The following is a 22,515-nucleotide window of genomic DNA, read 5'->3' on the forward strand; positions in this document are numbered from 1 at the left end:
ATCTATTTTTTAGTATCAGGTGTCGGGTCGGCTTCTAGCGCATCACCTTCACTGGGCGAGACATCGGATAAGCGCCAATTGATATCAGATGATTTTACGTTGCGTTCAAATGTCCAAACTTCAGAAATACTAGAGAGAATATCCGGATCGCCTTGAACAACATTTCCGTCCTTATCCATCAATGCGGATGTCAGTTCTGATTCGTAAAGCACTTCGATACGGGCCATTTTCCCGTCAAGCTCAGCTTCTTTGATCATGGCTTTGCGCAGACGGCCCAAATCCGTGACTTGCGTTAGATTATCCGCTTCTCGCGCATCAATCGCCTCTGCATAGACTTTGTAAACATCAGAGGTCAGTAAAGACTCAAGTTGTTCGCGATCTCCGGCCGCAAAGGCCTCAAGGATCATTGAATAAGCTGCTTTGGCCCCATCCATAAAATATGCGGGAGAAAAATTACTATCCGCGGCGGCGATGGCTTCGAGACCTGTGGGAGGCGTATTTGAGCTGTTTAACTGAACAACTTTATTATTTGCACTCTCGCTATCTTTGATCGCTTTTTCAGCATCAAAACCAGATTCAGGCCCTTGGCCAACGGATTTTCCAAGAACACTATAAAGCATAACACAAACGATTGTTGCGATGGCAGCATAGAGAATGACTTCATACATGCGGAACTAATCCTTATTTTCGGTGCTTAGGTTGAATTTTATACGCGTGAGCACCAGTTATGTGTGGAGATAGGCGCTAATAGCCCATCTCGCAATAAGCAATTGCCCGGCTGACTGCACTATGTTAGCGAGCGGCCTGAAATTAAGTAACGGGAGACCGGATATTATGGCGAAAAAGCCAACCAAAAAAGAGCTAGCGGCCCAGAAAGCTGCGGAAGAGGCGGCCGCAAAAGCCGAAGCTGAAGCCAAGGCCACTCAGCAAGAGGCCGTACAAGGCCCGATGCTCAGCGTCTTAGCGCAATATACTAAAGATCAAAGTTTCGAAAACCCAAATGCGCCTGATAGTTTACGCTCCGGACTTGAAGCCCCTGCTATTAGTATCGGTATCGAAATTGGCCGCCAAATGCTCGAAGGTGATAATGTCGAAGTGACATTGATGCTCAAAGCCGAAGCGATACGCGGCGAACAAACGGCCTTTATTGCAGAATTGGAATATGCTGGGCTCTTTGCCTTCCAAGGCGTTAGCGTTGAAGAAATTCAGCCCCTTATCCTGATTGAATGTCCGCGTTTGCTCTTTCCATTTGCTCGCCAGATTATGGCCGATATGACACAAAATGGCGGATACCCGCCCATCATGTTGGAGCCGCCGGACTTTGCAGCCATGTTCCGCGACGAGATGATGCGCCGCGCGGCAGAGCAACCAACAAATTAAATTTAAGGCTCCTGTTTCAGGGGCTTTTTTTATTATTTTATTTTGGAGTAACCCGCAGGAGTTTACCATTTTCGGGGTCATCCGTCAAAACTAGTATCGCGCCGCTTTGATCTATTCGTACATCGCGGACACGCTCTCCTAAATCTGATAAAAGACTTGTCTCTCCAAGAGACGCGCCGTTTTCCAAATCAATACGGCGTAGATCTTTTGAGACCAAGCCGCCAATCAAAGCATCTCCGTTCCATTTTGGAAACATATCTCCGCGGTAAATAGCCAGACCTGAGGGCGCAATTGAGGGGACCCAGTCATGCACCGGGCCAGTCATACCCTCATATGTTTTAAAAGGACTTATTTTTGCGCCGTTATAGTCCAAACCCGTTGTCGCGATCGGCCAGCCATAATTCTGGCCGGGTTTAATAAGATTAAGCTCATCTCCGCCGCGCGGGCCGTGTTCATGTTCCCAGAGATTTCCTGTCTCTCTATCATAAGCCAAGCCTTGAACATTTCGGTGTCCATAGGAATAAATTTGCGGTTTGCCGCCTAATTTAGGGTTATTGGAAGGTGTGCCCCCATCGCGGTTTAAACGCACAATTTTGCCGAGGTGAGAGTCAAGGTTTTGCGCTTCTTCGCGGTAAGCGAAACCATCACCTAATGTTAGAATAAGTGTATTATCAGGCAGAAAAACAATCCGTCCGCCAAAATGGGAGGCGGCCGCTTTGGGCGGCGAGGCCCGGAAAATAATACTCGCGTTTTCTAATGTGTCCCCCTTTAAAGAGGCTCTTAGCAAAGCTGTGCCATTCTCTTTGGGGCCGCCATAAGCGTAAGAGATATATAGCTCTTTACTTTGGTCAAAATCCGGTGCGGGGGCGACCTCCAAAAGACCGCCCTGCCCTGCAACATAAATATCATCAGGTAATCCTGTGATCTCTGTTTTTGCGTTTCCTATAATTCTAAAAAGCTTACCCCCGCGCTCTGTCACAAAATATCCTTGGGAGGTTTCAGCCACAGACCAAGGCGCACTAAAACCCTTGGCGAGTGTTTCAATCGTAAATTCTGAAATTGGTATTTCTTTAACATCAGGCTCAGGCTGAGGTTCGAGGCAAGCTGTTAAAGCAATCGCAGAAATGAGTGTCAGAACCTTGCGCATAAATGCCTCTTATTGACCTGACGTTATCTTAGACCTAGCTTAAAGAAAGACAAGGAGAGGCTTATGCTTAAATTTCTGAAACGTGTCGGGGCGTGGCTTGCCGCTGTTTTTGTCACAGTTATTTTAGCTGTAGCCTTACAAACGCAAAATATTATTTCCCGCCTGGGTAATCTGGGCGCAGATATAGGGTTTGGTGAACGGCTTTCTATGACCACCTATGATATCAGTCACCTTGGAACACTTTATGGAATTTTTATTACGCTTGCTCTTGGATTCGCCTTTCTTGCCGGGGGTCTTCTTTATCGCGGCGTAAAGTTTGGCCGTCCTCTCATTTATAGTGTTGCCGGAGGTGTCGCTATGCTTGTCCTGCTTTTTGCAATGAAAGAAGCTTTCTTTGATGTGCATATTATAGCCGGAGCGCGAGATGCGCTCGGTATAAGTCTTCAAATCTTGGCAGGAGCTTTGGGCGGATGGGTTTTTGCCTATCTCACCCGCAATTTAACTGTAAATAAAAAGGCGGCTCACTAGCCGCCTAAATATTCTCCTAGGTATTCATAGAGTCAAAGAACTCTGAATTGTTCTTATTATCTTTGAGTTTCCCAAGCAGAAACTCAATGGCATCCATCGTGCCCATAGGATTTAGGATACGGCGCAAAACATAGGTCTTTTGTAGCTCAACGGGATCAAGAAGAAGCTCTTCCTTACGTGTACCGGACTTGGTCACATCTATAGCCGGGAAGATACGCTTATCCGCGACTTTACGGTCAAGCACCAATTCAGAGTTACCCGTGCCTTTAAATTCCTCAAAAATAACTTCATCCATACGGGATCCTGTATCGATCAGCGCTGTCGCAATAATGGTCAGAGACCCGCCCTCTTCAATATTTCGCGCGGCGCCAAAGAAGCGCTTAGGACGCTGGAGCGCATTAGCATCAACACCGCCCGTTAAGACCTTACCAGAGCTTGGCACAACAGTGTTATAAGCGCGGCCCAAACGGGTGATTGAGTCGAGAAGAATAACAACGTCTTTTCCATGCTCTGTAAGGCGTTTGGCTTTTTGAATGACCATTTCAGCAACTTGAACGTGGCGTGTCGCTGGTTCATCAAATGTTGAAGACACAACCTCACCCTTAACGCTGCGCTGCATATCCGTCACTTCTTCCGGGCGCTCATCAATTAAGAGTACAAGCACATAACATTCAGGATGATTTCTCTCGATGGAGTGAGCGATATTTTGAAGAAGGACAGTTTTACCTGTACGCGGCGGCGCAACTATCAAGGCCCGCTGTCCTTTACCAATAGGCGCCACAATATCAATAATCCGGCCTGAAATATCTTTACGAGTCGGATCTTCTATTTCCATTTTCATCCGCTCATCTGGATAAAGTGGTGTTAAGCTGTCAAAATGAGCTTTGTTACGGGCTTGTTCAGGGGTTCCGAAATTCATTGACGTCACATTACTCATAGAGAAGTAACGTTCATTCTCTTGGGGAGAGCGAATAATGCCTGAAACAGTATCGCCTGTTCTTAGGCCAAATTTACGGATTTGTTTGGTGCTAACATAAATATCATCGGGGCCTGGCAGGTAATTGGCATCAGGTGCGCGCAAAAAACCAAAGCCGTCTTGCAGGACTTCGAGGACACCCCCGCCTTGGAGTTCAACTTCATCTTCGGCTAAATCTTTTAAGACAGCGACAAAGATATCTTGCTTACGCATGGAGCCAGCATTTTCAACGCCAACCTCTTCGGCAAATTTTATAAGTTCAGCTGGTTTTAATTTTTTAAGATCATCGAGGCTGATGGACGTCATCCCCTCAAGGTCTAATGTGTTTTCTTCAGTCATTATATATATCTCATTCAGGGGGAAATCTCTTCAGGCTCAATTTATATGAGCTAACATTTGAAAAGTTGCGGCAGGACTGCCGTCTTATATTTTTCATCTAGGCCTGAATTAGTATTTCGTCAAGTCAATTAAAACGGTTTTACAATAGCCATAATAACAATGATGATTGTAAAAATTGCCGGGACTTCATTGATCTTGCGAAAGAATTTTTCTGATTTTGGACGCCCGCCAGCTGCAAAGAGTTTACGTTGCTTGGAAAGAAAACCGTGATACCCCATCAAAGCAAAAACCAATAGCAATTTTACAGGAAGCCAGATGGAGCCTGTCAAATTTGCAGCATTATATCCGAATATTAAAATCATACCCAAAATAAATGAGACGATCATAGCCGGGTTCATAATAATTCGCATGAGTTTTTCAGCGGCTTCGATCATTTTGGCTTCAAGTTCCCCGCCAGGCGTTGAAGCGCTATGGTAAACAAAAAGGCGCGGCAGATATAAAAGACCCGCCATCCAAAAGATAACAGCTATTAAATGCAGGGCTTTAAACCACTCATACATAATCGCCATCTCCTGTTCTAATATGGTTTATAACCGCATGGACATTTTCAATCTTAACATCCGGCGTCACGCCGTGACCTAAATTAAAAATATGCGGTCCGGTTGATGTCTCAAGTACAGTTTGCACGGCCTGTCTTAAAACATCACCGCCAATTCTCAAGGCAAGTGGGTCTAAATTGCCCTGATAAGGCATATCTTTTGGTAAGAGCTTTCTAAAGCTGTCCATGGGCATATCTGTCCCTGCCGCAATGGCTGTGATGCCTGTATTTTGCGCATATATAACAGCCTTAAGGCCCCCGCCTCTCGGAAAGCCTATAATAGGTTTTGTAATACCAGCATCCCTCACTAGATCTATGATTTGGCGTGTTGGTTTAATTACGAGCCTTTCAAAAAGGTCAGGCGAGAGACCTTCTGCCCAGCTTTCAAATATTTTAAGAACATCAGCGCCTGCATTGGCTTGGTGGATTAAATAGTCTGCACTGGATATCGCCAAGGCTTGCAACAGATCATCCATAGCTTCAGGGTTTTCATAAGCAAACCGTTTAGCTATTTCTTTTTTTGGACTGCCCTGCCCTTCAATCATATAAGTTGCTACCGTCCAGGGGCCACCGCAAAATCCGATAAGGGCTTTTGAGGGATCAAGCTTAGCTCTTACTTTTGAAACTGTTTCATATACGGGCGAAACACGCTCCGCTGCACCTTCAATTGTAAGCTTTGCAATATCAGAAACAGTTATAGGATTGAGCTGTGGGCCCTTACCTTTAACAAACCAGACATCCCGTCCTAGTCCTATGGGGATAAGCAAAATATCTGCAAACAGAATAGCCGCGTCCATATCATATCGGCGGATAGGTTGAAGAGTCACTTCAGCCGCCTTATCGGGAGAAAAACAAAAATCTATAAAGTTTTTAGCTGTCGCGCGAACCTCTAAATATTCAGGTAGATGACGCCCGGCTTGACGCATCATCCATATTGGCGGGATATCAAGTCTTTCGCCCGATAAGACTTTTAAAAGAGAGGACGTCAATGTTTATGCACCATTTTGCCAATAAAATTTCTTCCCTCTTAAAAGAAAAATATAAGGAGTGATAGTATTAGAGATGTGACAATGTGGACGAGATTAACACTTTAGTAACCAATCTTAATATTAAGGGTAATGCTTGGGATTATTCGCAATATTAGTTTTTGGAAGAAAACTTATACAGTTATGTGAATAAGGTATTTTTTATAGGCTAGAATTGTCATTAAGGCACGAATGAGTTTGTGGATGGATTTTAGCAGAAAACTTATACAGTCTATTCACAGGATTAATAATCACAGTGTTAAGATGCGGATGATTTAGTATGAGCTAAAATTTATGTTCAAGAGATTCACATTCAAGCGTTAGATATAACACTATGTGTGGACAAATTTGGATAAGCCCCTCTAGAAAGAGCTATGTCAGTTCCAAATAAATCTATTGCCATATATTTTCATGTTCATCTTGTCTCAGATTCCACAGGGGAAACACTTGTCGCAATGATGAAAGCTTCGACGGCGCAATTTCGTAATGCAACTGCTCTGGAGCACCTTCATGCTTTGGTGAGATCTGAAAGCCAAATGCTTAAAACACTCGATGATATTGAAGCAAAACCGGGTGTTGTTTTATATACATTGGTTAATGAAGAACGGCGCAAAATGCTTGAGAATCATTGCGCTAAGCTAAACATTCCCGCTATTTCTATATTGGATCCCACACTCTCTATGCTTGGCAGGTATTTGGGCGCGGCTATGATAAGTGAAGTCGGAGCCCAGCGAACCTTGGACGCTGAATACTATAACCGTATCGAAGCTCTTGATTACGCAATGGCTCATGATGATGGACAAAATGTTACGGGCCTAAATTCAGCCGATATTATTTTGCTTGGTATTAGCCGAACGTCAAAAACGCCAACGTCGATCTATCTTGCGAATAGAGGCTATAAGACAGGTAATATCCCGTTGGTCCCAAATGCGCCTTTGCCAATTATATTGGATAATTTTGATAAACCTTTTATTGTTGGCCTTGTAGCCGCGCCTGATAGAATTGTTCAAATTCGAGAGCAACGCTTGGTCGGGCTTCGGCAAAATCAACAAACTGATTATACGGATGCTGATCGCGTGCGGGACGAAATGCGTGAAGCTAAGCGTATGTTTGTGCGTAAAGGTTATAAGGTGATAGATGTAACGAGGAAATCTATTGAAGAAACCTCCGCACAAATTATCAATGCTTATCAGCAATCTGGTAGAGAAACACGATGAGAGTTATATTAGCTTCGGGTAGCCAAATTCGTCGTAAGCTTATGTCTGATGCAGGGCTTGAGTTTGAAGTAATTGTTAAACCCGTTGATGAAGCGGCTATTAAGGCATCGATGCTCGCAGAATCGGCGCGGCTTCGGGATATTGCAGATGCGCTTGCTGAAGCCAAGGCGATGCGTGTTAGCCGGATAGAGGAAGGACTTGTTATAGGCGCTGACCAAATAATGGTTATGGACGGAGAGCTATATGACAAGCCCAAAGATATTAATGACGCGCGTGAGCGTCTAAAACTTATGCGTGGTAAAACACATTTTCTTGTTGGTGCGGTGGTGATATGTGAAGGCGGGCAGGCTGTGTGGCGGCACATGGCGAAGACCAAATTGACAATGCGTGATTTTTCGGATGGTTTTCTGGAAGACTATATTGAAAAAGAAGATGATCTTTTAACGAAATCAGTCGGAGCCTATCGATTTGAGGGATTAGGCGCACAGCTATTTTCTCATGTTGAGGGTGATTTCTTTTCTATATTAGGTTTATCGCTTTTACCTGTAATGGATTATCTACGGCTTCGCGGAGCAATCCCGTCATGAGCAAGATTACGACATTAGCCGGTGTGTGCGGCTGGCCAATACACCACTCGCTTTCCCCTGTTTTGCATAATTTTTGGCTAAAGGAATTGGGTCTCGGCGGGGCTTACGTGCATTTTGCGGTTCGTCCTGACGAAGCTGTCCGCGCTTTTAAGAGTTTGAAACGAACATCCATTTCAGGTGTAAATGTTACGCTTCCACTCAAGAGCCTTGCTTATGAAGCGGCGGATGAACAAACCCCTGATGCGATTAAGCTAGGAGTGTCAAATTGCCTTTATAAAAAAGACGGTAAGCTGATTGCCCATAATACAGATCTCGAAGGGTTTGCAGTGCCCTTGATCAAGGCTATGGGCGCCAAAACATTATCTCAAACACCAGCGCTAATTATTGGAACAGGCGGTGCGGCAAGAGCCGTTATAGGGGCTTTGCTGGCGCTTAATGTGCCCGAAATTCGTATTATTGGGCGGACAGACATAAAAGCTGAAGCGCTGGTAGATATTGTTAATGTCCCCAGTTTTTATGCTCTGCCTTGGGCAAAGCGTGATGAAGCTGTTGCTGCTTCAGGCCTGATTATAAATGCGACTGCGGGAGGCATGAGCGGAAAGCCTGAATTGGATATTGATATTCACTTGGCCGAAAAGGGCAGCTTTGTATATGATCTTATATATACCCCCCGCCATACACGGTTACTGCGTGAAGCTAAAAAAGCGGGCTGTATGACCCTAGGTGGCCTTGAGATGTTGATTGCGCAAGCGAGGCCCTCATTCCGTCTCTTTTATGGGCATAAAGCTCCAGAGCTGCCCGACCCTAAAGAGATGTTGTTTGCGGCGCTGAAAGCAGGGCAATGATCATAATCGGTCTTACAGGCTCAATTGGGATGGGAAAATCCACGACAGCCGAAATGTTCCGCGAAGAGGGCTACCCCGTATTTGATGCTGATGGGGTTGTGCATGAGCTATATGCCAAGGGCGGTAAAGCTGTTCCAATTATAAAGGCCGTATTCCCTGATGCCATCAAGAATGGCGCTGTGGACCGCGTAGTCTTGGGCGCGCATATGAGAGCCGACCCGTTGCATTTAAAAGTGCTTGAAAGTTTCATCCATCCCCTTGTAAGCGAAAGCCGCACCGCATTTTTTGAGGCGCATAAAGACGCAAAAATAGTTGTTATGGACGTTCCGTTACTATTCGAAACGGGACTTGATAAAGCGGTGCACCATATCGCGGTGGTTACAGCGCCTTACCAGCTACAGCGCGAACGGGTTTTGGCGCGAGAGGGTATGACGCCGGAATTATTTGACTCTTTGTTAGCCCGCCAGATTCCGGATGATGAAAAACGTAAACGTGCTGACGTCCTTATTTTTACTGATAAGGGTCTAGATAATGCCCGCAAACAGGTGCAGGACATCATAAGGGACTTAAAAGAAACGGCTTAGAGGCTTATGACTGGCATTCGTGAAATTTGTTTTGATACAGAAACCACGGGCTTTAATGCACGCGGGGATGATCGAATTACAGAAATTGGCTGTATTGAGCTGATAGATATGCTGCCAACGGGACGGGAATTCCATGCCTTGGTAGACCCGGAGCGAGATATTCCTGATAAAGTCACAGAACTCACAGGACATACACTTGAAAATTTGCGTGAGCGCGGTGCAAAAGTGTTTAAAGCTCAGGCGCAGGATTTTTTAGACTTTATCGGGGATAGTCAATTAGTAGCCCACAATGCTGACTTCGACCGCGGTTTCATTAATGCGGAATTAGAACGAGCGGGTTTCGAGGCGATTGCTAATCATCGCTTTACAGATACGCTGCAAATGGCGCGAGAGAAATTTCCGGGGTCCCCAGCCTCGCTCGATGCCCTTTGCAAACGTTATGGCGTGTCCTTAGCCTCACGTGATAAACACGGCGCGATAATCGATTCTATATTATTGGCAGAAGTTTACCTCCAGCTTAAAGGCGGGAGGATGCACAAACTTGGGCTTGAGCCAGAGGCGGCACAGGCTGTTGAATCCATTTTTCTACCAGCGGCGCGGCAGAGGCCTTCATCTCTTAAACCACTGCTCAGTGAAGCTGAACGCGAGCAGCATAAAGCTTTCATCGACTCTATGGGTGACGAAATGGTTTGGAATAAATATTGGCGGCGCGCCTAAAGCGACGATAGGCAAGCCTCAAGCTCTTCCTTGTTTTTATTTGTGAGCCCCGCGATAGGATTGTGATCAAATATATCATCTGTCACAAGAAGATCAGCTGCATCCGCGGCTTGCAAAGACCAGTCTTTTCGAACACGCCCTAAGATTGGAATGTCTTTATCCCGTAAATTATTCACTAGAGCGGCATCATCTACATTATAGCCAATCCAGGCCGCTATCTGTCCAGGCTTAAAGCGCGTTTGCCCGAGCGCCTCGTTGGGTCCGACTGATAACATCATATCTGGCGCAAGACGCATGAGTTTTTCAGTCTGTCTTTCATTATATGAAATCAAGATAACATCCTTTGCCATATCGTTTTCACGGATTAGTTCGAGAACGGTCTCGTATTTTGAGCTGCTTTTAAAATCGACTTCGAGATATATTTTCCCTTTTGCCGCCTTCAGGTAATCATCAAACTTTACGGGGCGGTCTGCGCTGAAATTGCCTTTTGTATCCATCAGTAACAGAGTGGAGGCCTCATCCCATGTTGTGGAGGCTATGGCGCCTTTCCCTGTAGATTTTTCGTCCCATACCCCGTCATGATATAGGATGTGAGTTCCATCTTTAAGTCCTGCAACGTCAACCTCAGATACCAGAAAACCCTTCTCGATTAGCAGGTTTAGTCCGCTCATCGAGTTTTCAGGATAGTCACTATTTCGTGCCGTCCCGCGATGGGCGGCGACCAAAGCAGTCTCCTGTGGCAGGCAGGACATATATGAGGCCAGCGGCGGTAAAGCGGTATTTGCATCTATGACAGATGTTTGGCTTTGCTTGGAGACTGATGTTGTTTCGGAAGATTGGCCACAAGCTGTCAGAATTGCGGCTAATGTTATTGTGAGGGGCGCTTTAAAATTTCGCATAGCAAAGTCTTTCTTATTGTCTCTGCTCTCTATAGAAGCGCGAAGTTATGAGCGGTAGTCCTAATGATACAATATTTGCCCTGTCTTCTGCGCCCGGCCGCGCTGGCGTGAGTGTTTTCCGTGTAAGTGGAGCTCTATCACAATACTGTCTTGAAAAACTGTTGCAAAAGCCGAGCCCTAAACCTCGCATGGCGTCGCTTAGAAAGCTTTATAACACGGAAAACGACTTAATTGATGAAGCCCTAATATTATGGATGCCCGGGCCCAATAGCTTTACGGGTGAGGATTGCGCTGAATTTCAAGGGCATGGTAGCCCTGCGGTTATAGAGGCAATGGCAAAAGCTTTCATGCAACTGGGCCTACGCCAAGCGGAACCCGGAGAATTTACGCGGCGGGCTTTTGAAAATGGTAAGATGGACCTGACTGAGGCAGAAGGTTTGGCGGACTTGATTGATGCAGAGACTGAAGGCCAGCGAAAGCAAGCGCTTCGCCAAATGCAAGGCGGGCTACGCGATCTTTATGAAAATTGGCGTGAGTCACTGCTTGACGCCTTGGCTCAAATTGAAGGGGAGATAGACTTCCCTGACGAGGAAGATGTGCCTGATACGCTTTCGCATAAATCGTATCCTTATATTTCAGACGTGGTCAAGAGTATGAAGCAAAGCCTAATGGAGGCTGATAAGGGCGAAGCTATTCGTCACGGCGTCGAGGTTGCTATTATCGGAAAACCCAATGCGGGTAAATCAACACTTCTTAATGGCCTCGCGGGGCGCGAGGCTGCGATTGTGTCTTCTGAAGCGGGAACAACACGTGATATAGTGTCTATATATACAGTAATTGCAGGGATTCAGGTTCGCCTTTCTGATACAGCAGGTTTAAGGGAGACATCTAATACGATCGAGGCAGAAGGTGTAAAACGAGCTTTAAAACTTGCGAGTGAGGCAGACATACGTGTTGGTGTTGTAGATTCAACACAGCTCAATGACTTGCCTAATCTCATTAAAAAGCTGATGGAGGATGACATTCTTATCTTTTCTAAAGCGGATCTTCCAGGTCAAGGAGTCCCCAATGTTTCACGTGAAACATATAAAACCCTGTCTATAGATGCCAATAATGATCTCGATGTGCGCAAGGTCTATGACGTGTTAGAACAAGAGATTATGGAACGCTTCACTATTGGCGATGATGCTGGCCTGACACGAGCGCGTCACAAGGATTGCGTGACGCGCGGCCTATCAGCCTTGGAGCGGTCTCTCGAAAAACTTACTCTTGCCCCTGAATTAGCGGGCGATGATATTCGAACCGCCCTTTCTGCTGTAAAAGAACTTGCGGGGGAAACAGATATTGAATCCGTTTTTGACCGTATCTTTTCGCGTTTTTGCGTCGGCAAATAAACTGTCACTCGGTTAAGTGACAGACACGATTCAACGCTATTGTTAACCATAATCGTGTTTCACGCGATCTAGGAATAGTCCTGTATTCCGGTGCCCCGAAAAATCGCGTGAAACATAACCTTCACATAATAAGACTTAGCGGCTATAGGCTCGCGCAATAGTAAAATGGAGATGTTTCACGTGAAACATTGGGATGTCATAGTTATTGGTGGAGGTCATGCAGGCTGTGACGCGGCAGCGGCTTCAGCGCGTCTGGGCGCTAAAACCTTATTATTGACGCATAAGCTGGGAACTATTGGCGAAATGTCCTGCAATCCTGCCATTGGGGGATTAGGGAAAGGCCACTTGGTTCGCGAAATAGACGCAATGGATGGCGTTATGGCCCATGTTGCTGATGCTTCAGGCATTCAATTTCGCCTGCTAAACCGTTCCAAAGGGCCGGCTGTTCGTGGCCCCAGAACCCAATCTGATCGCCGGCTCTATAAAAAAGCCATGCAGGAGACTCTCTCGGCCTATCCTAACCTCACATTGAAGGCTTTGGCGGTGGAAGACCTTCTCGTTAAGAATGGCCGTGTTGTTGGCGTTGAGACACAAGATGGTCAAAAATTCGCCAGTGAGCACGTTGTTCTGACTACCGGAACATTTTTGCGGGGCGAAATTCATATTGGGCATGAACGCACGCCCGCGGGTCGTTTTGGAGATGCGCCGTCTATAGGACTTGCTGACCGTCTTTATGACCTCGGCTTTGATATGGACCGGCTTAAAACAGGCACTCCTGCCCGTATTTCCAAAGCTTCAATTGATTGGGCTGCGCTTGATCAACAGGCGGCAGATGACGAGCCTGTGCCTTTTTCATTTATGACAGACGCAATCAAGGTACCTCAGGTGACTTGCGGGATTACCCATACAAATGAAGATACGCACCGTGTTATTAGCGATAATATTAAGAAATCAGCGCTTTATGGCGGCGGTATTTCCGGAAAAGGCCCGCGATACTGTCCTTCAGTTGAAGATAAAGTGGTTCGTTTTGCTGACAGAAACCGCCACCAAGTCTTTCTAGAACCTGAAGGCCTGCCTGAAAACCCGGATGGAGATACGATATATCCTAACGGCATATCAACCTCCTTGCCCCGTGATTTACAAGACGCTTTTATGCGAACGATCAGGGGACTCGAAAATGTTGTTGTTAAACGCTATGGTTACGCCATTGAATATGATTATGTCGATCCGCGTGAGTTACGCGCAACCTTGGAAACCCGCCGATTACCGGGCCTCTATTTAGCGGGACAAATTAACGGTACAACCGGTTATGAAGAGGCGGCAGCGCAAGGCATGATGGCGGGTTTCAATGCTGCTCTCGCCGCCTCAAGCTCTGATCCTTTTATTTTGGACCGAAGCCAAGCCTATATTGGCGTGATGATAGACGATTTAATTACCAAAGGTGTCACAGAACCCTATCGGATGTTTACAAGCCGCGCCGAATATCGCCTCTTATTGCGGGCCGATAATGCCGATCAGCGTTTAACACCATTGGGCGAAAAGATTGGGGCTGTGAGTTCTCGGCGCTCCAAGGCCTTCGCTAAAAAGCTAAAAACGCTTAAAGATGCCAAAATCCAAGCCCAAACATTGTCGAAAACTCCTAATGAACTCAAAAAACAAGGTCTTAGGATTAATCAGGATGGTAAAAAGCGAACAGTGTTAGATTTACTTGCTTATCCAAATATTAAATTTGATGATCTTACGCCTGTCTGGCCTGAGCTAGGAGGCCTACCGCATTTCGCGCGAGAGCATTTGGAAACCGAAGCGTTATATGCCGGATATATTGACCGTCAGGCCCGCGATATTGCCGCCTTTCAGAGGGATGAAGGCTTGAGAATCCCTGAAAGCTTTGATTATGCGGGCGTTGGCGGATTATCTAATGAAGTGCGCGGAAAGCTTGAATCTGTGCGTCCCGCGACACTAGGCCAGGCGGCGCGCATTGAAGGCGTGACCCCAGGCGCTCTAACCGCCGTCTTAGCATATCTACGTAAAGCCTCGTAATGGCTTATAGTTTTGAAGATTTTGCGCGTGACAGCGATGTTTCACGTGAAACATTAGCGGATTATCAAAGCTGGCAGAGCCTTCTTTTTAAGTGGAATCGTAAGATAAATTTAGTGTCTCCAACGGCATTGGACGATTTTTGGTGTCGTCATGCCTTGGATAGTTGGCAGGTATGGCCGCATATCCCCGCATATGCAAAAAATATTATTGATCTAGGCTCGGGAGCAGGTTTCCCGGGCATTGCTATGGCGATTGGCTGTAAAGCGAGGGGCTTAGGCCAAGTTACTTTAGTCGAGTCAGCCGGAAAAAAGACATCATTTCTGCGCTCTGTCATACGTGAGCTTGATCTTCCTGCGACAGCAAGTTCAGAGCGGGCCGAAGCTTTACCCTCAAAACCCCATGATGTCATAACCGCGCGCGCTTTTGCGCCATTACCGAGACTCTTTTCTTATGCACAGCCTTTTTGGGGTGAGAGCACAATTGGACTGTTTTTAAAGGGTGAGGCCGCTGAACAGGAATTGACGGAAGCCTCAAAAAAGTGGACATACAACGTGGAAAAAGTCCCTAGCCTCAGCGATGGCGCAGGTTGCTTGTTAAAAATTACGGAGCTAAAGCCCCGATAACCTTTTTGGAGATCACATGACGAAGCCGCGTATTATAGCGATTGTGAACCAAAAAGGCGGTGTGGGTAAAACAACCACAACAATTAATCTGGCCGCCGCCCTTACTTTGCGCGGAAAAAAAGTTCTCCTGATTGATTTAGACCCGCAAGGTAATGCTGCAACGGGTTTGGGCATCCCCCGTACAGCACGTGATGTAACGGTTTATGATGTTCTCGTCGAAAGCAGGCCAATATCAGACGCTATTATGGATACAGTCGTTCCAGGCTTAAAGCTTGTGCCGTCTCATATTGATCTGGCGAGTGCAGAACTTGAGATCGGCGATAGAGCAGGGCGCACCACTATTTTACGGCACGCGCTGAGCCGTGTCGATTTTGATTATGTCTTAATAGACTGCCCGCCATCTTTGAATTTACTGACGGTCAATGCTTTATCAGCGGCGCGTTCTGTCCTTGTGCCATTACAATGCGAGTTTTTCGCGTTGGAAGGTCTAAGTCAGCTTTTGCAGACTGTTGAAATGGCCAAAGCCAATATAAATTCTGATCTGGTTATCGACGGCGTTATGCTCACTATGTATGATCAGCGTAACCGCCTTTCCGCGCAAGTGGCGGCTGACGTTCGAAAACATTTGGGCCGTGCCGTTTTTAAAACCGTTATTCCGCGAAATGTGCGCATCGCAGAAGCTCCATCTTTTGGAAAACCGGTTATTATGTATGATCCCGATTGCGCGGGATCCAAGGCTTATATTGATTTGGCTGATGAGATGTTGGGTCGTCATTCAAAATCTCGCAAATAAATATATTATATCAATAATTACAATAGGTTAGAGATATGTCAAAAAAAACAAAAGAGCGTGGCTTAGGCCGCGGATTATCAGCCCTTATGTCAGATGTCAGCGTCGCCGCCGCACCGCAGGAGCTTGAAAAAATGCCTGTCGCCTCAGAAGCGCCCAGAGGCGGCGTCACCTCACTTAATATCGACCAATTAGAGCGCAATCCAGAGCAACCCCGTAAATATTTTGATAAAGAGAAGCTTGCTGAGCTTACCCAATCGATAAAAGATAAAGGGGTGTTGCAGCCAATCTTGGTCCGTCCGCTCCCGCACAAAACAAGCGATAAAAAAAGACACTACCAAATCGTTGCAGGTGAACGCCGCTGGCAAGCCGCGCTCAAAGCTAAGCTTGACGCCATGCCTGTGCTTATTCGTGAGCTATCCGATCAAGATGTTTTGGAAATTGGTGTTGTCGAGAATGTGCAGCGGGCAGATCTGAATCCAATTGAAGAGGCTTTGGCCTATAAAGCATTGTCGGATCAATTTAACCGCACGCAAGAGGACATTGCGCAAGCCGTTGGAAAATCACGGCCGCATATTACAAATATGCTGCGCTTATTAACCCTTCCCAAAAGGGCGCAGACTTATTTGGCAAAAGGAAAAATCACGGCAGGACACGCCCGGGCCATTATTGCTGCGCCCGATCCCACAGAACTTGCGGATGCGATTGCTGAAAAAGGTCTCTCCGTAAGGGAGGCCGAAGATTGGGTTCGCCGTATCAAAGCCGCCGACGGAAAGGTTGCGGCCATACCGGCCCAAAAGGATGCTGATACACGAAAAGTCGAAAATGATATATCTGACATTCTTGGCCTCGTGACGGATCTCCGTCACAAAGGCCCCGGCGGAGAATTACGGATTAAATATAGAACAGGTGCCCAACTTGAAAGTCTCATTAAGCGCCTAAAGGCGTAGTCATGACGGCAAGTCCGCTTATTCCAGCTGCGACAGTCATGGTGTTACGGGATTATAATGGTCGTCTTGAAGTCCTGATGTTGCGGCGAAATCGTCAGCTTAAATCTTTTGGTGGTGCCTGGGTATTTCCGGGCGGACGCGTTGATGAGGTCGATGCGCCGGGTGAGGGGGAAGTTGAGCGGGCCAGAGCTGCCGCCATTCGGGAAACCCTGGAAGAAACGGGACTAGATATTGAAGGTGCTGATATGGCGGTTCTGTCCTGCTGGATTCCGCCTGTTCAAGAAAAGCGGCGTTTTTCAACATGGTTCTTTATTGTTCGCGCCCCAGATATGCTTGTGCAAATTGATCAAGGCGAAATACATGATTATCGATGGGTTTGTCCCAAGGAATTTTTAGAGTCGGTTCCCTCACCGGACATCATGATTGTGCCGCCAACCTATGTGTCACTGACAACGCTCACGCAGTTTTCAAATGTTGATTCCGTCATAAGCTATATTCACGGCGCAAAAACAGATATTTTCGAAACGCGCTTTGCAAAAGATGACCAAGGATTTGTGACCTTATGGAAAGCTGATGCGGCTTATGAAAATTTGGATTTTGAGGCAGAAGGACCGCGGCACAGATTATTATGCCGCCCCGATAAATGGGAGTATCAGAGAGATTAAGCGCTCAGGCTCTCTACTGTCAGATTATTATTGGTAAAGACGCAAATTCGGTCTGCAATTCCCATCGCTTTTCGCGCTAACACTTCGGCGTCTTTTTCATACTCATCCATAGCCAAAGCCGCGGATAATGCGAAATTTCCGCCGCTTCCAATTGCCGTTATACCACTGCCGCTTTCGAGCTTATCAGGTTCAACAACATCCCCATTTCCAGTCAGCACATAAGTCTCATCTTTATCTGCAACAATCATCATCGCTTGGAGTTGGCGTAAATATTTATCTGTACGCCAATCTTTAGCAAGCTCGACACAAGCGCGGGCAAGCTGTGTGGGATATTGCTCAAGCTTGGCTTCGAGCCGTTCGAGTAAGGCAAAAGCATCTGCGGTCGCGCCGGCAAACCCTGTAATAACTTTGCCGCCAGCCAGTGTTCGGACCTTACGCGCGCCAGCTTTCATCACGGTGTTTCCCGCGCTGACTTGCCCATCGCCTACGACAACAACTTTACCATTTTTACGAACAGATAATATTGTCGTACCGCGCCATTGGCTGGCATCCGCATAATCAAAGTAAGACATTCTAAGCTCCATTTCTTGGGCTAGAGATGGGGTCTGCCGCAAGGATATTCAAGTCAGTCCAGCGGGCGGGCTTCTTCGATTAACATAATGGGCACACCTTCACGGATCGGATAGGCCAGCTTGGCTTTTTTACTGATGAGCTCATGCGTTTCAGAATCATAGGTGAGAGGACCGCGCGTTTTTGGACAGACTAATACCCCCAGCATTTTCGGATCAATGACAGTGTCGGTCGCTGGCTTTTTTTTACTCATAGCATCATCCAAACCCTATGTTTTATTGCGGAGCTTGCCCAGGGTTTTGCCCCATATCTTTATTGGCATAAAGATGCATAAGACCAATAAGAAGCTTACGGCGATCTTCTGTTGTTGTAGCTTCAATGAGAGACTGCTTATCCTCAGCCGCAAAGGGACTTATCATAGCTGCCTGATTGACCAGAATAGGCAATGGGATTTCGTTAAGGCCGTCCCAATCAATTTCAACGCCCAGCGTTTTGGCTAAAGCTTTCATCGCCACAGTCAGCGTTGTGCGATCGCCTGTTTTACCCGAAAGCGCTTCGGATGTTTGCCGCGCATTATGAATATCCGCGTCCGCTTCAAAGCCTTCAAAACTAATTTTGGCCTGTCTGTAAGGCGTTTTAACATCGGCTTCTTTAAGAATAGAGAAGCGTTTTAATCCTTTTAAAACAATAAGGTAGCGCCCGTCATCGGATTCAGAAAATTGCGTAATGCGTCCCAATCCGCCAATTTTGGCTAAGCGCCCGTCTTGTTTTTGAACCATGCCAATAAGGCGATCACCTTTAAGAGCGTCATCAATCATATTCAGATAGCGCGGCTCAAATATATTCAGAGGTAGATCACATGCCGGGAGCAAGACGGCGCCGTTTAGCGGAAATACAGCTAATTGTTCCGGACTGGTGCGGCGGGTCAGTGATTTGTAATGAGCGCTCATATTGAGGGTGGTTACTTTCTAAGGTTTAAGCAAAAAGAATAGAAGATAGCGCGCGGCGTCCTTCGACAGAGACGTCTGATGTTGGCCCTTCCGCTTCAAATATTGTGAGAAGGAAAAGTCGCGCCGCCTCACCGTTATATGCGCGGTTCTTACCAATTGAAAATAGGAGGTGCTCAACGGCATCTGCATTTCGGCCAGAAGCAGCTAGGGCTTTGGCGAGTGCCATCCGCGCGTCCAAATCATTTGGGTTCTTTTCCACCGCGGCGATAAGCTCCGCTGTCTCATCAGGCTCGACCACTTGTTCAGTGAGGGTCAATTGAGATGTCACAGCTTTAATCTCAGGGTGATCTTTCATGCTTTCAGGCGCAGAGGCCAGGAGATCAGCCGCGGCGTTTTCATTACCGCCGTCAATATAAAGCCTGATCAATCCCGCCATAGCTTCGGCGCTATTAGGATCGAGCGCGAGGGCCTGCGCATAATCTTGCGCCGCGCCGCCGGGATCGCCTGCTGCCAGACTGTCTTTTGCCCTAGCGGCAAGGGCCGCAGCTTCTTCAGCGGGATCACTGTCACCCGTCAGCCGCCCGATAAATTTCTTAAGCTCAGATTCTGGCTGTCCGCCTTGAAAGCCGTCAACGGGCTTTCCGTCCTTAAACGCAAAGACAGCTGGGATGGAACGCACGCCAAGCTGTCCGGCAATGCCGGGGTTTTCATCAATATTGACTTTGACCATCTTAACCTGGCCTTTGGCGTCTTTTACAACGCGTTCCAAGACTGGCATCAGTTGCTTACAGGGCCCGCACCACGGCGCCCAGAAATCAACGACGACTGGCGTCTCTTGGCTGGCTTGAATAACATCGGCCATAAAGCTCTGATCAGAGCTGTCTTTGATAATATCGAGCGCATCACTCATGGGTTAATCCTTCTCATTCAGCTCAGCAAAATCCATAATAATTGGGTCGTGTCCCGTGGCTTTGGCAAAGACCATCATATCTTCACTGGAAATGGCGGTGGTGGCATCATTTAGCAAGGGGTGAAAGTTAACAATATCATGCTCTAAAAGACTCGCATCGAGGATCAGCGTCACAAGGTTGTCTGTATCATTGAGCACAGAAAATAATGTCACGGAGCCCGGTGTAACCCCTAACAGGTCTAAAAGAGGTTCGGGCTTACCAAAGGAGAGGCGCTTACAGCCAAGCAGGGGATGCAATTTGTTGACCCGAATTTGCGTATCACTTTGGGCGCAAATCAGAAAAAAACGTCCCGCTTTGTCTTTTAGAAACAGGTTCTTGGTATGCGCGCCCGGCATATCAGCTTTAATTTCCGCACTCTCTTCTACTGTGAAGACCGGCGCGTGATCTATTGTTGTGCGAGGAATGTTCAGTTCATCCAAATATTCAAATAATTTTTTGCGGCTAACAGGCATAGGTCTCTTTCATATTCGGCTGAGTTAAGGCAAGTTACACGCATGACAGAGTTAAGCGATACCCCTTTTTTTGATGCATTTGCCATTCATGATGTCGCGCCTCCGCTCTTGCCGGGACGTCCGCATCGCAGTTGGATGGATGAATTTACAGATCGGCAGCCTTATCGCTGCTTACCGCTAACCATGGCTAACTCGACGGGCTGGGAAATCACCTGTCCTTTTACTCTGGACATAAGCTGGAATGGCGGTCCGGGGGCAGAGGATATCACGCTCAGCTCGCCTGACCCAAAGGCCCATATTGCAGGTCTGGCCGTCAGTCATTTTCGCGAAGGCATTGTGACCTTTCATACGGGCTATATTTTTAAAACTCCGCCGGGATGGGCTGTAACCTGCGGCGGTCCGCCTAATTGGCCAAAAGACGGGATTTACGCTTTATCTGGCCTTATTGAAACAGATTGGCTGCCTTTCCCTTTTACAATGAATTGGCAAATGACGCGTAAGGGCAAGGTTCGCTTTGAAAAAGATGAGCCTTTTTGTTTTATCACCCTGTCTGAACATAGGCGCCTTGAGGCGGTTCAGCCTAAGGTCAAGTCTATGAAACAGGATGCTGTGCTCACGGCGGATTACAAATTATGGAATGAGAGCCGTAATGATTTTATTGCGCGCTTGGCTGCGCGTGAAGACAGCGCCGTAAGCGATGGGTGGCAACGCCATTATATGAAAGGCGAAAAACCCACCGGTGCAAGAGTTGATGCCGAGCATAATACAAAACGCCGTCTAAAAAAACCTCTGGATGTGCGGGGCGGGGCCCTGCTCAAGCGATAAGGGTCGAAAATTGCGGTGAAAAATTTCTCGTAAAATATGTGCAAAGCCGCTTGATTATAAATTCCGTTTAGGTCATATAGCCGCTCTGCCAAGCGGGTAGGTTATCCTCCTCGTCACTACGCAAAATATGAGCGGGCGTAGCTCAGTGGTAGAGCATCACCTTGCCAAGGTGAGGGTCGTGGGTTCGAATCTCATCGCCCGCTCCATTTTTTCTTATATATTTCAATTAGTTAGAGACTTTCAAGCAACACGCTTTTGGCGGCCAAATTTGGTTTGGCAGCAATTTGGGAGCAGATTGGGTCGAAAGCTCATAGCATGATTACCTGTGGATAATTTTTTCTCAGCCGTTGCGCCTAAAAAACACGAGGAATTTCAGAACAAATGCAAAAGCAGTCAAATTTCAGCCTTGTTTTAGTTTGACCTTAGAAAATGACAACGTATTTCAAAATTCACCTTGCGTTAACCTTTTGGATTTGCTTTCGTGTTTTTTGAACACACACTACTATAGGTTAGTCGCATGGGCTTGAGGTAAAACTACCTTGTTGAGTCTGGGTAATGAAAGAAGAGGAAATTTTATGCGACATTTTTTAATTTCAACAATAGTAGTAACTGCGGCAGGGTTTAGTGGATGTGCGAATGCTCAAAACGCGACTGATATGTCAAAGAAATCAAAAATAGAAAACCAAAGAGTGCCGTATTCCAGTGAGCGTGTTTGTCGAGAAACATGCGGCATGAGCAAAATCGATTTGAGTGTTAAAGACCTGATTATCAATCCGGGAAATGATGCACAAAAGACCTACCCTCGTGGATATCTAGATACGCCATATGAGGATTTAGAATCTCGCCGCCGCACGCTTCAAAATGCAGCATTAGAAGCAATAAATAAAGATTACCATTATCCAGTCGGCGTACCCGTAAAAGTCAACTTCTATTTTGAGGTTGTTGGAAGTGAAGATGATAATCAATGGCGAATTTTAAAAAGTGATAAGTTTAAATATTACGGCGGGTCGAACATGTCCGAAATCATGAAAGAGCGTATATTGGAGGCTTTGGCTGAGTTAAACCATATTAAAATATTGAGCATCTCAGATGGTGCAACCGAAGTGATAAAACTTATTGACCCCGATTTTCCATATATGGAAAGACGGCAAATTTATGATAAAAACGCGCTTGTTTTCACCATTCCATTATTTGGTATTAAAGATGTTCAAGAGAGCAATATACTCTATTTTCCAAATGTCGATTCCTCTGGAAGGTGTGAAAACCCGAACACGCATTTCATACGCGAGATTGTTCCAATGTCAGATATTGGGAAACGTGTAATTAACGCGAAGCGGGAAAAATCAATAATAAGCGGAAGGTTTACATCCTGTGTTTGGATAAAAGAATGGACAGCCAGCTCAACACTACCTGTTCTTCATGATATAAATGGAAATAATTAAG

At 46.5% G+C, this 22,515-nt stretch carries 26 protein-coding genes and 1 tRNA gene; 16 read left to right on the forward strand and 11 right to left on the reverse strand.

The window, feature by feature from the left end; all coding sequences use genetic code 11:
- Positions 1–2: 2 nt before the first annotated feature.
- The gene (locus F569_RS18430; RefSeq protein WP_051279947.1) at positions 3–668 is read right to left on the reverse strand and encodes a Tim44/TimA family putative adaptor protein; all 666 of its coding nucleotides are present in this window, start codon (positions 666–668) and stop codon (positions 3–5) included.
- Between the two features lie 166 nt (positions 669–834).
- On the opposite strand from F569_RS18430, the gene secB reads away from it, so the two are divergent.
- Positions 835–1,380: a protein-export chaperone SecB gene (gene secB, locus F569_RS18435; RefSeq protein ID WP_084169067.1), complete on the forward strand. Its 546-nt coding sequence runs from the start codon at positions 835–837 to the stop codon at positions 1,378–1,380.
- 37 nt (positions 1,381–1,417) lie between these two features.
- Here secB and F569_RS0114850 read toward each other — a convergent pair whose 3' ends face one another.
- Positions 1,418–2,527 (reverse strand): PQQ-dependent sugar dehydrogenase, encoded by a 1,110-nt coding sequence (locus F569_RS0114850; protein ID WP_026942844.1) that lies wholly within the window; start codon positions 2,525–2,527, stop codon positions 1,418–1,420.
- A 63-nt stretch (positions 2,528–2,590) separates the two neighbouring features.
- Between F569_RS0114850 and F569_RS0114855 the strand changes: the two genes are divergently transcribed.
- Entirely contained in the window at positions 2,591–3,055 is a 465-nt protein-coding gene (locus F569_RS0114855; protein ID WP_026942845.1) for a hypothetical protein, read from the forward strand.
- A gap of 16 nt (positions 3,056–3,071) precedes the next feature.
- Here the strand turns inward: F569_RS0114855 and rho are convergent, their stop codons facing one another.
- The 3 genes from rho to hemE all read right to left on the reverse strand — a co-directional run bounded on the left by rho (position 3,072) and on the right by hemE (position 5,957).
- On the reverse strand, positions 3,072–4,337 hold the full coding sequence (gene rho / locus F569_RS0114860; protein WP_026942846.1) for a transcription termination factor Rho: 1,266 nt from the start codon (positions 4,335–4,337) through the stop codon (positions 3,072–3,074).
- A 161-nt stretch (positions 4,338–4,498) separates the two neighbouring features.
- On the reverse strand, positions 4,499–4,939 hold the full coding sequence (gene hemJ, locus F569_RS0114865; RefSeq protein ID WP_026942847.1) for a protoporphyrinogen oxidase HemJ: 441 nt from the start codon (positions 4,937–4,939) through the stop codon (positions 4,499–4,501).
- Complete coding sequence (gene hemE, locus F569_RS0114870) at positions 4,923–5,957, reverse strand: uroporphyrinogen decarboxylase (protein WP_026942848.1); 1,035 nt, start codon at positions 5,955–5,957, stop codon at positions 4,923–4,925. Before hemE ends, hemJ begins: the two co-directional genes overlap by 17 nt.
- Positions 5,958–6,367: 410 nt before the next feature.
- Here hemE and F569_RS0114875 point away from each other — a divergent pair, with 410 nt between their 5' ends.
- From F569_RS0114875 to dnaQ, 5 genes are read left to right on the forward strand one after another with little or no spacing between them, the layout of a single operon-like run.
- Complete coding sequence (locus F569_RS0114875) at positions 6,368–7,210, forward strand: pyruvate, water dikinase regulatory protein (RefSeq protein ID WP_026942849.1); 843 nt, start codon at positions 6,368–6,370, stop codon at positions 7,208–7,210.
- Entirely contained in the window at positions 7,207–7,797 is a 591-nt protein-coding gene (locus F569_RS0114880; protein ID WP_026942850.1) for a Maf family protein, read from the forward strand. The genes F569_RS0114875 and F569_RS0114880 overlap by 4 nt, the downstream gene beginning before the upstream one ends.
- Positions 7,794–8,642 carry a shikimate dehydrogenase gene (aroE, locus tag F569_RS18440; protein WP_034389167.1) on the forward strand — a complete coding sequence of 283 codons (849 nt, stop codon included), beginning with the start codon at positions 7,794–7,796 and terminating at the stop codon, positions 8,640–8,642. Before F569_RS0114880 ends, aroE begins: the two co-directional genes overlap by 4 nt.
- Positions 8,639–9,226: a dephospho-CoA kinase gene (gene coaE / locus F569_RS0114890; RefSeq protein ID WP_026942851.1), complete on the forward strand. Its 588-nt coding sequence runs from the start codon at positions 8,639–8,641 to the stop codon at positions 9,224–9,226. Before aroE ends, coaE begins: the two co-directional genes overlap by 4 nt.
- 6 nt (positions 9,227–9,232) lie before the next feature.
- Entirely contained in the window at positions 9,233–9,943 is a 711-nt protein-coding gene (dnaQ, locus tag F569_RS0114895) for a DNA polymerase III subunit epsilon (RefSeq protein WP_034389170.1), read from the forward strand.
- On the opposite strand, the gene F569_RS0114900 is transcribed toward dnaQ, so the two are convergent.
- Positions 9,940–10,842, reverse strand: coding sequence for a glycerophosphodiester phosphodiesterase family protein (locus F569_RS0114900; protein WP_026942853.1), 903 nt, complete (start codon positions 10,840–10,842; stop codon positions 9,940–9,942). The two genes, dnaQ and F569_RS0114900, sit on opposite strands and share 4 nt — an antisense overlap.
- Before the next feature lie 47 nt (positions 10,843–10,889).
- On the opposite strand from F569_RS0114900, the gene mnmE reads away from it, so the two are divergent.
- The 6 genes from mnmE (at position 10,890) to F569_RS18445 (ending at position 17,304) form a co-directional block, all read left to right on the forward strand.
- Positions 10,890–12,236, forward strand: a complete 1,347-nt coding sequence (gene mnmE / locus F569_RS0114905) for a tRNA uridine-5-carboxymethylaminomethyl(34) synthesis GTPase MnmE (RefSeq protein ID WP_026942854.1) — start codon at positions 10,890–10,892, stop codon at positions 12,234–12,236.
- Between the two features lie 171 nt (positions 12,237–12,407).
- Positions 12,408–14,276: a tRNA uridine-5-carboxymethylaminomethyl(34) synthesis enzyme MnmG gene (gene mnmG / locus F569_RS0114910; protein ID WP_034389263.1), complete on the forward strand. Its 1,869-nt coding sequence runs from the start codon at positions 12,408–12,410 to the stop codon at positions 14,274–14,276.
- Positions 14,276–14,899 carry a 16S rRNA (guanine(527)-N(7))-methyltransferase RsmG gene (rsmG, locus tag F569_RS0114915; RefSeq protein ID WP_026942856.1) on the forward strand — a complete coding sequence of 208 codons (624 nt, stop codon included), beginning with the start codon at positions 14,276–14,278 and terminating at the stop codon, positions 14,897–14,899. The genes mnmG and rsmG overlap by 1 nt, the downstream gene beginning before the upstream one ends.
- A 16-nt stretch (positions 14,900–14,915) precedes the next feature.
- Positions 14,916–15,692, forward strand: coding sequence for a ParA family protein (locus F569_RS0114920; RefSeq protein ID WP_026942857.1), 777 nt, complete (start codon positions 14,916–14,918; stop codon positions 15,690–15,692).
- Positions 15,693–15,727: 35 nt separating this feature from the next.
- The gene (locus tag F569_RS0114925) at positions 15,728–16,639 is read left to right on the forward strand and encodes a ParB/RepB/Spo0J family partition protein (RefSeq protein WP_026942858.1); all 912 of its coding nucleotides are present in this window, start codon (positions 15,728–15,730) and stop codon (positions 16,637–16,639) included.
- A 2-nt stretch (positions 16,640–16,641) separates the two neighbouring features.
- Complete coding sequence (locus F569_RS18445) at positions 16,642–17,304, forward strand: NUDIX hydrolase (RefSeq protein ID WP_051279950.1); 663 nt, start codon at positions 16,642–16,644, stop codon at positions 17,302–17,304.
- Here the strand turns inward: F569_RS18445 and hslV are convergent.
- From hslV to F569_RS19795, 5 genes are read right to left on the reverse strand one after another with little or no spacing between them, the layout of a single operon-like run.
- Positions 17,301–17,876, reverse strand: coding sequence for an ATP-dependent protease subunit HslV (gene hslV, locus F569_RS0114935; protein ID WP_026942859.1), 576 nt, complete (start codon positions 17,874–17,876; stop codon positions 17,301–17,303). The genes F569_RS18445 and hslV overlap by 4 nt on opposite strands.
- A 53-nt stretch (positions 17,877–17,929) precedes the next feature.
- Positions 17,930–18,127 (reverse strand): Trm112 family protein, encoded by a 198-nt coding sequence (locus F569_RS0114940; protein WP_026942860.1) that lies wholly within the window; start codon positions 18,125–18,127, stop codon positions 17,930–17,932.
- 22 nt (positions 18,128–18,149) lie between these two features.
- A complete protein-coding gene (locus tag F569_RS0114945; protein WP_034389171.1) occupies positions 18,150–18,824 on the reverse strand; it encodes an LON peptidase substrate-binding domain-containing protein in 675 nt (224 codons plus the stop codon).
- A 25-nt stretch (positions 18,825–18,849) separates the two neighbouring features.
- Positions 18,850–19,734, reverse strand: coding sequence for a thioredoxin (gene trxA, locus F569_RS19790; RefSeq protein WP_026942862.1), 885 nt, complete (start codon positions 19,732–19,734; stop codon positions 18,850–18,852).
- Between the two features lie 3 nt (positions 19,735–19,737).
- On the reverse strand, positions 19,738–20,247 hold the full coding sequence (locus F569_RS19795; protein WP_026942863.1) for a prolyl-tRNA synthetase associated domain-containing protein: 510 nt from the start codon (positions 20,245–20,247) through the stop codon (positions 19,738–19,740).
- Between the two features lie 42 nt (positions 20,248–20,289).
- Between F569_RS19795 and F569_RS18450 the strand changes: the two genes are divergently transcribed.
- The 3 genes from F569_RS18450 (at position 20,290) to F569_RS0114970 (ending at position 22,514) form a co-directional block, all read left to right on the forward strand.
- The gene (locus F569_RS18450; RefSeq protein ID WP_034389172.1) at positions 20,290–21,072 is read left to right on the forward strand and encodes a DUF6065 family protein; all 783 of its coding nucleotides are present in this window, start codon (positions 20,290–20,292) and stop codon (positions 21,070–21,072) included.
- 131 nt (positions 21,073–21,203) lie between these two features.
- Positions 21,204–21,278, forward strand: a tRNA-Gly gene (locus F569_RS0114965).
- Positions 21,279–21,647: 369 nt separating this feature from the next.
- Entirely contained in the window at positions 21,648–22,514 is an 867-nt protein-coding gene (locus F569_RS0114970; protein WP_154813769.1) for a hypothetical protein, read from the forward strand.
- Position 22,515 lies beyond the last annotated feature (1 nt).

It is taken from the genome of Hellea balneolensis DSM 19091 (assembly GCF_000428525.1).
Classification (GTDB): domain Bacteria; phylum Pseudomonadota; class Alphaproteobacteria; order Caulobacterales; family Maricaulaceae; genus Hellea; species Hellea balneolensis.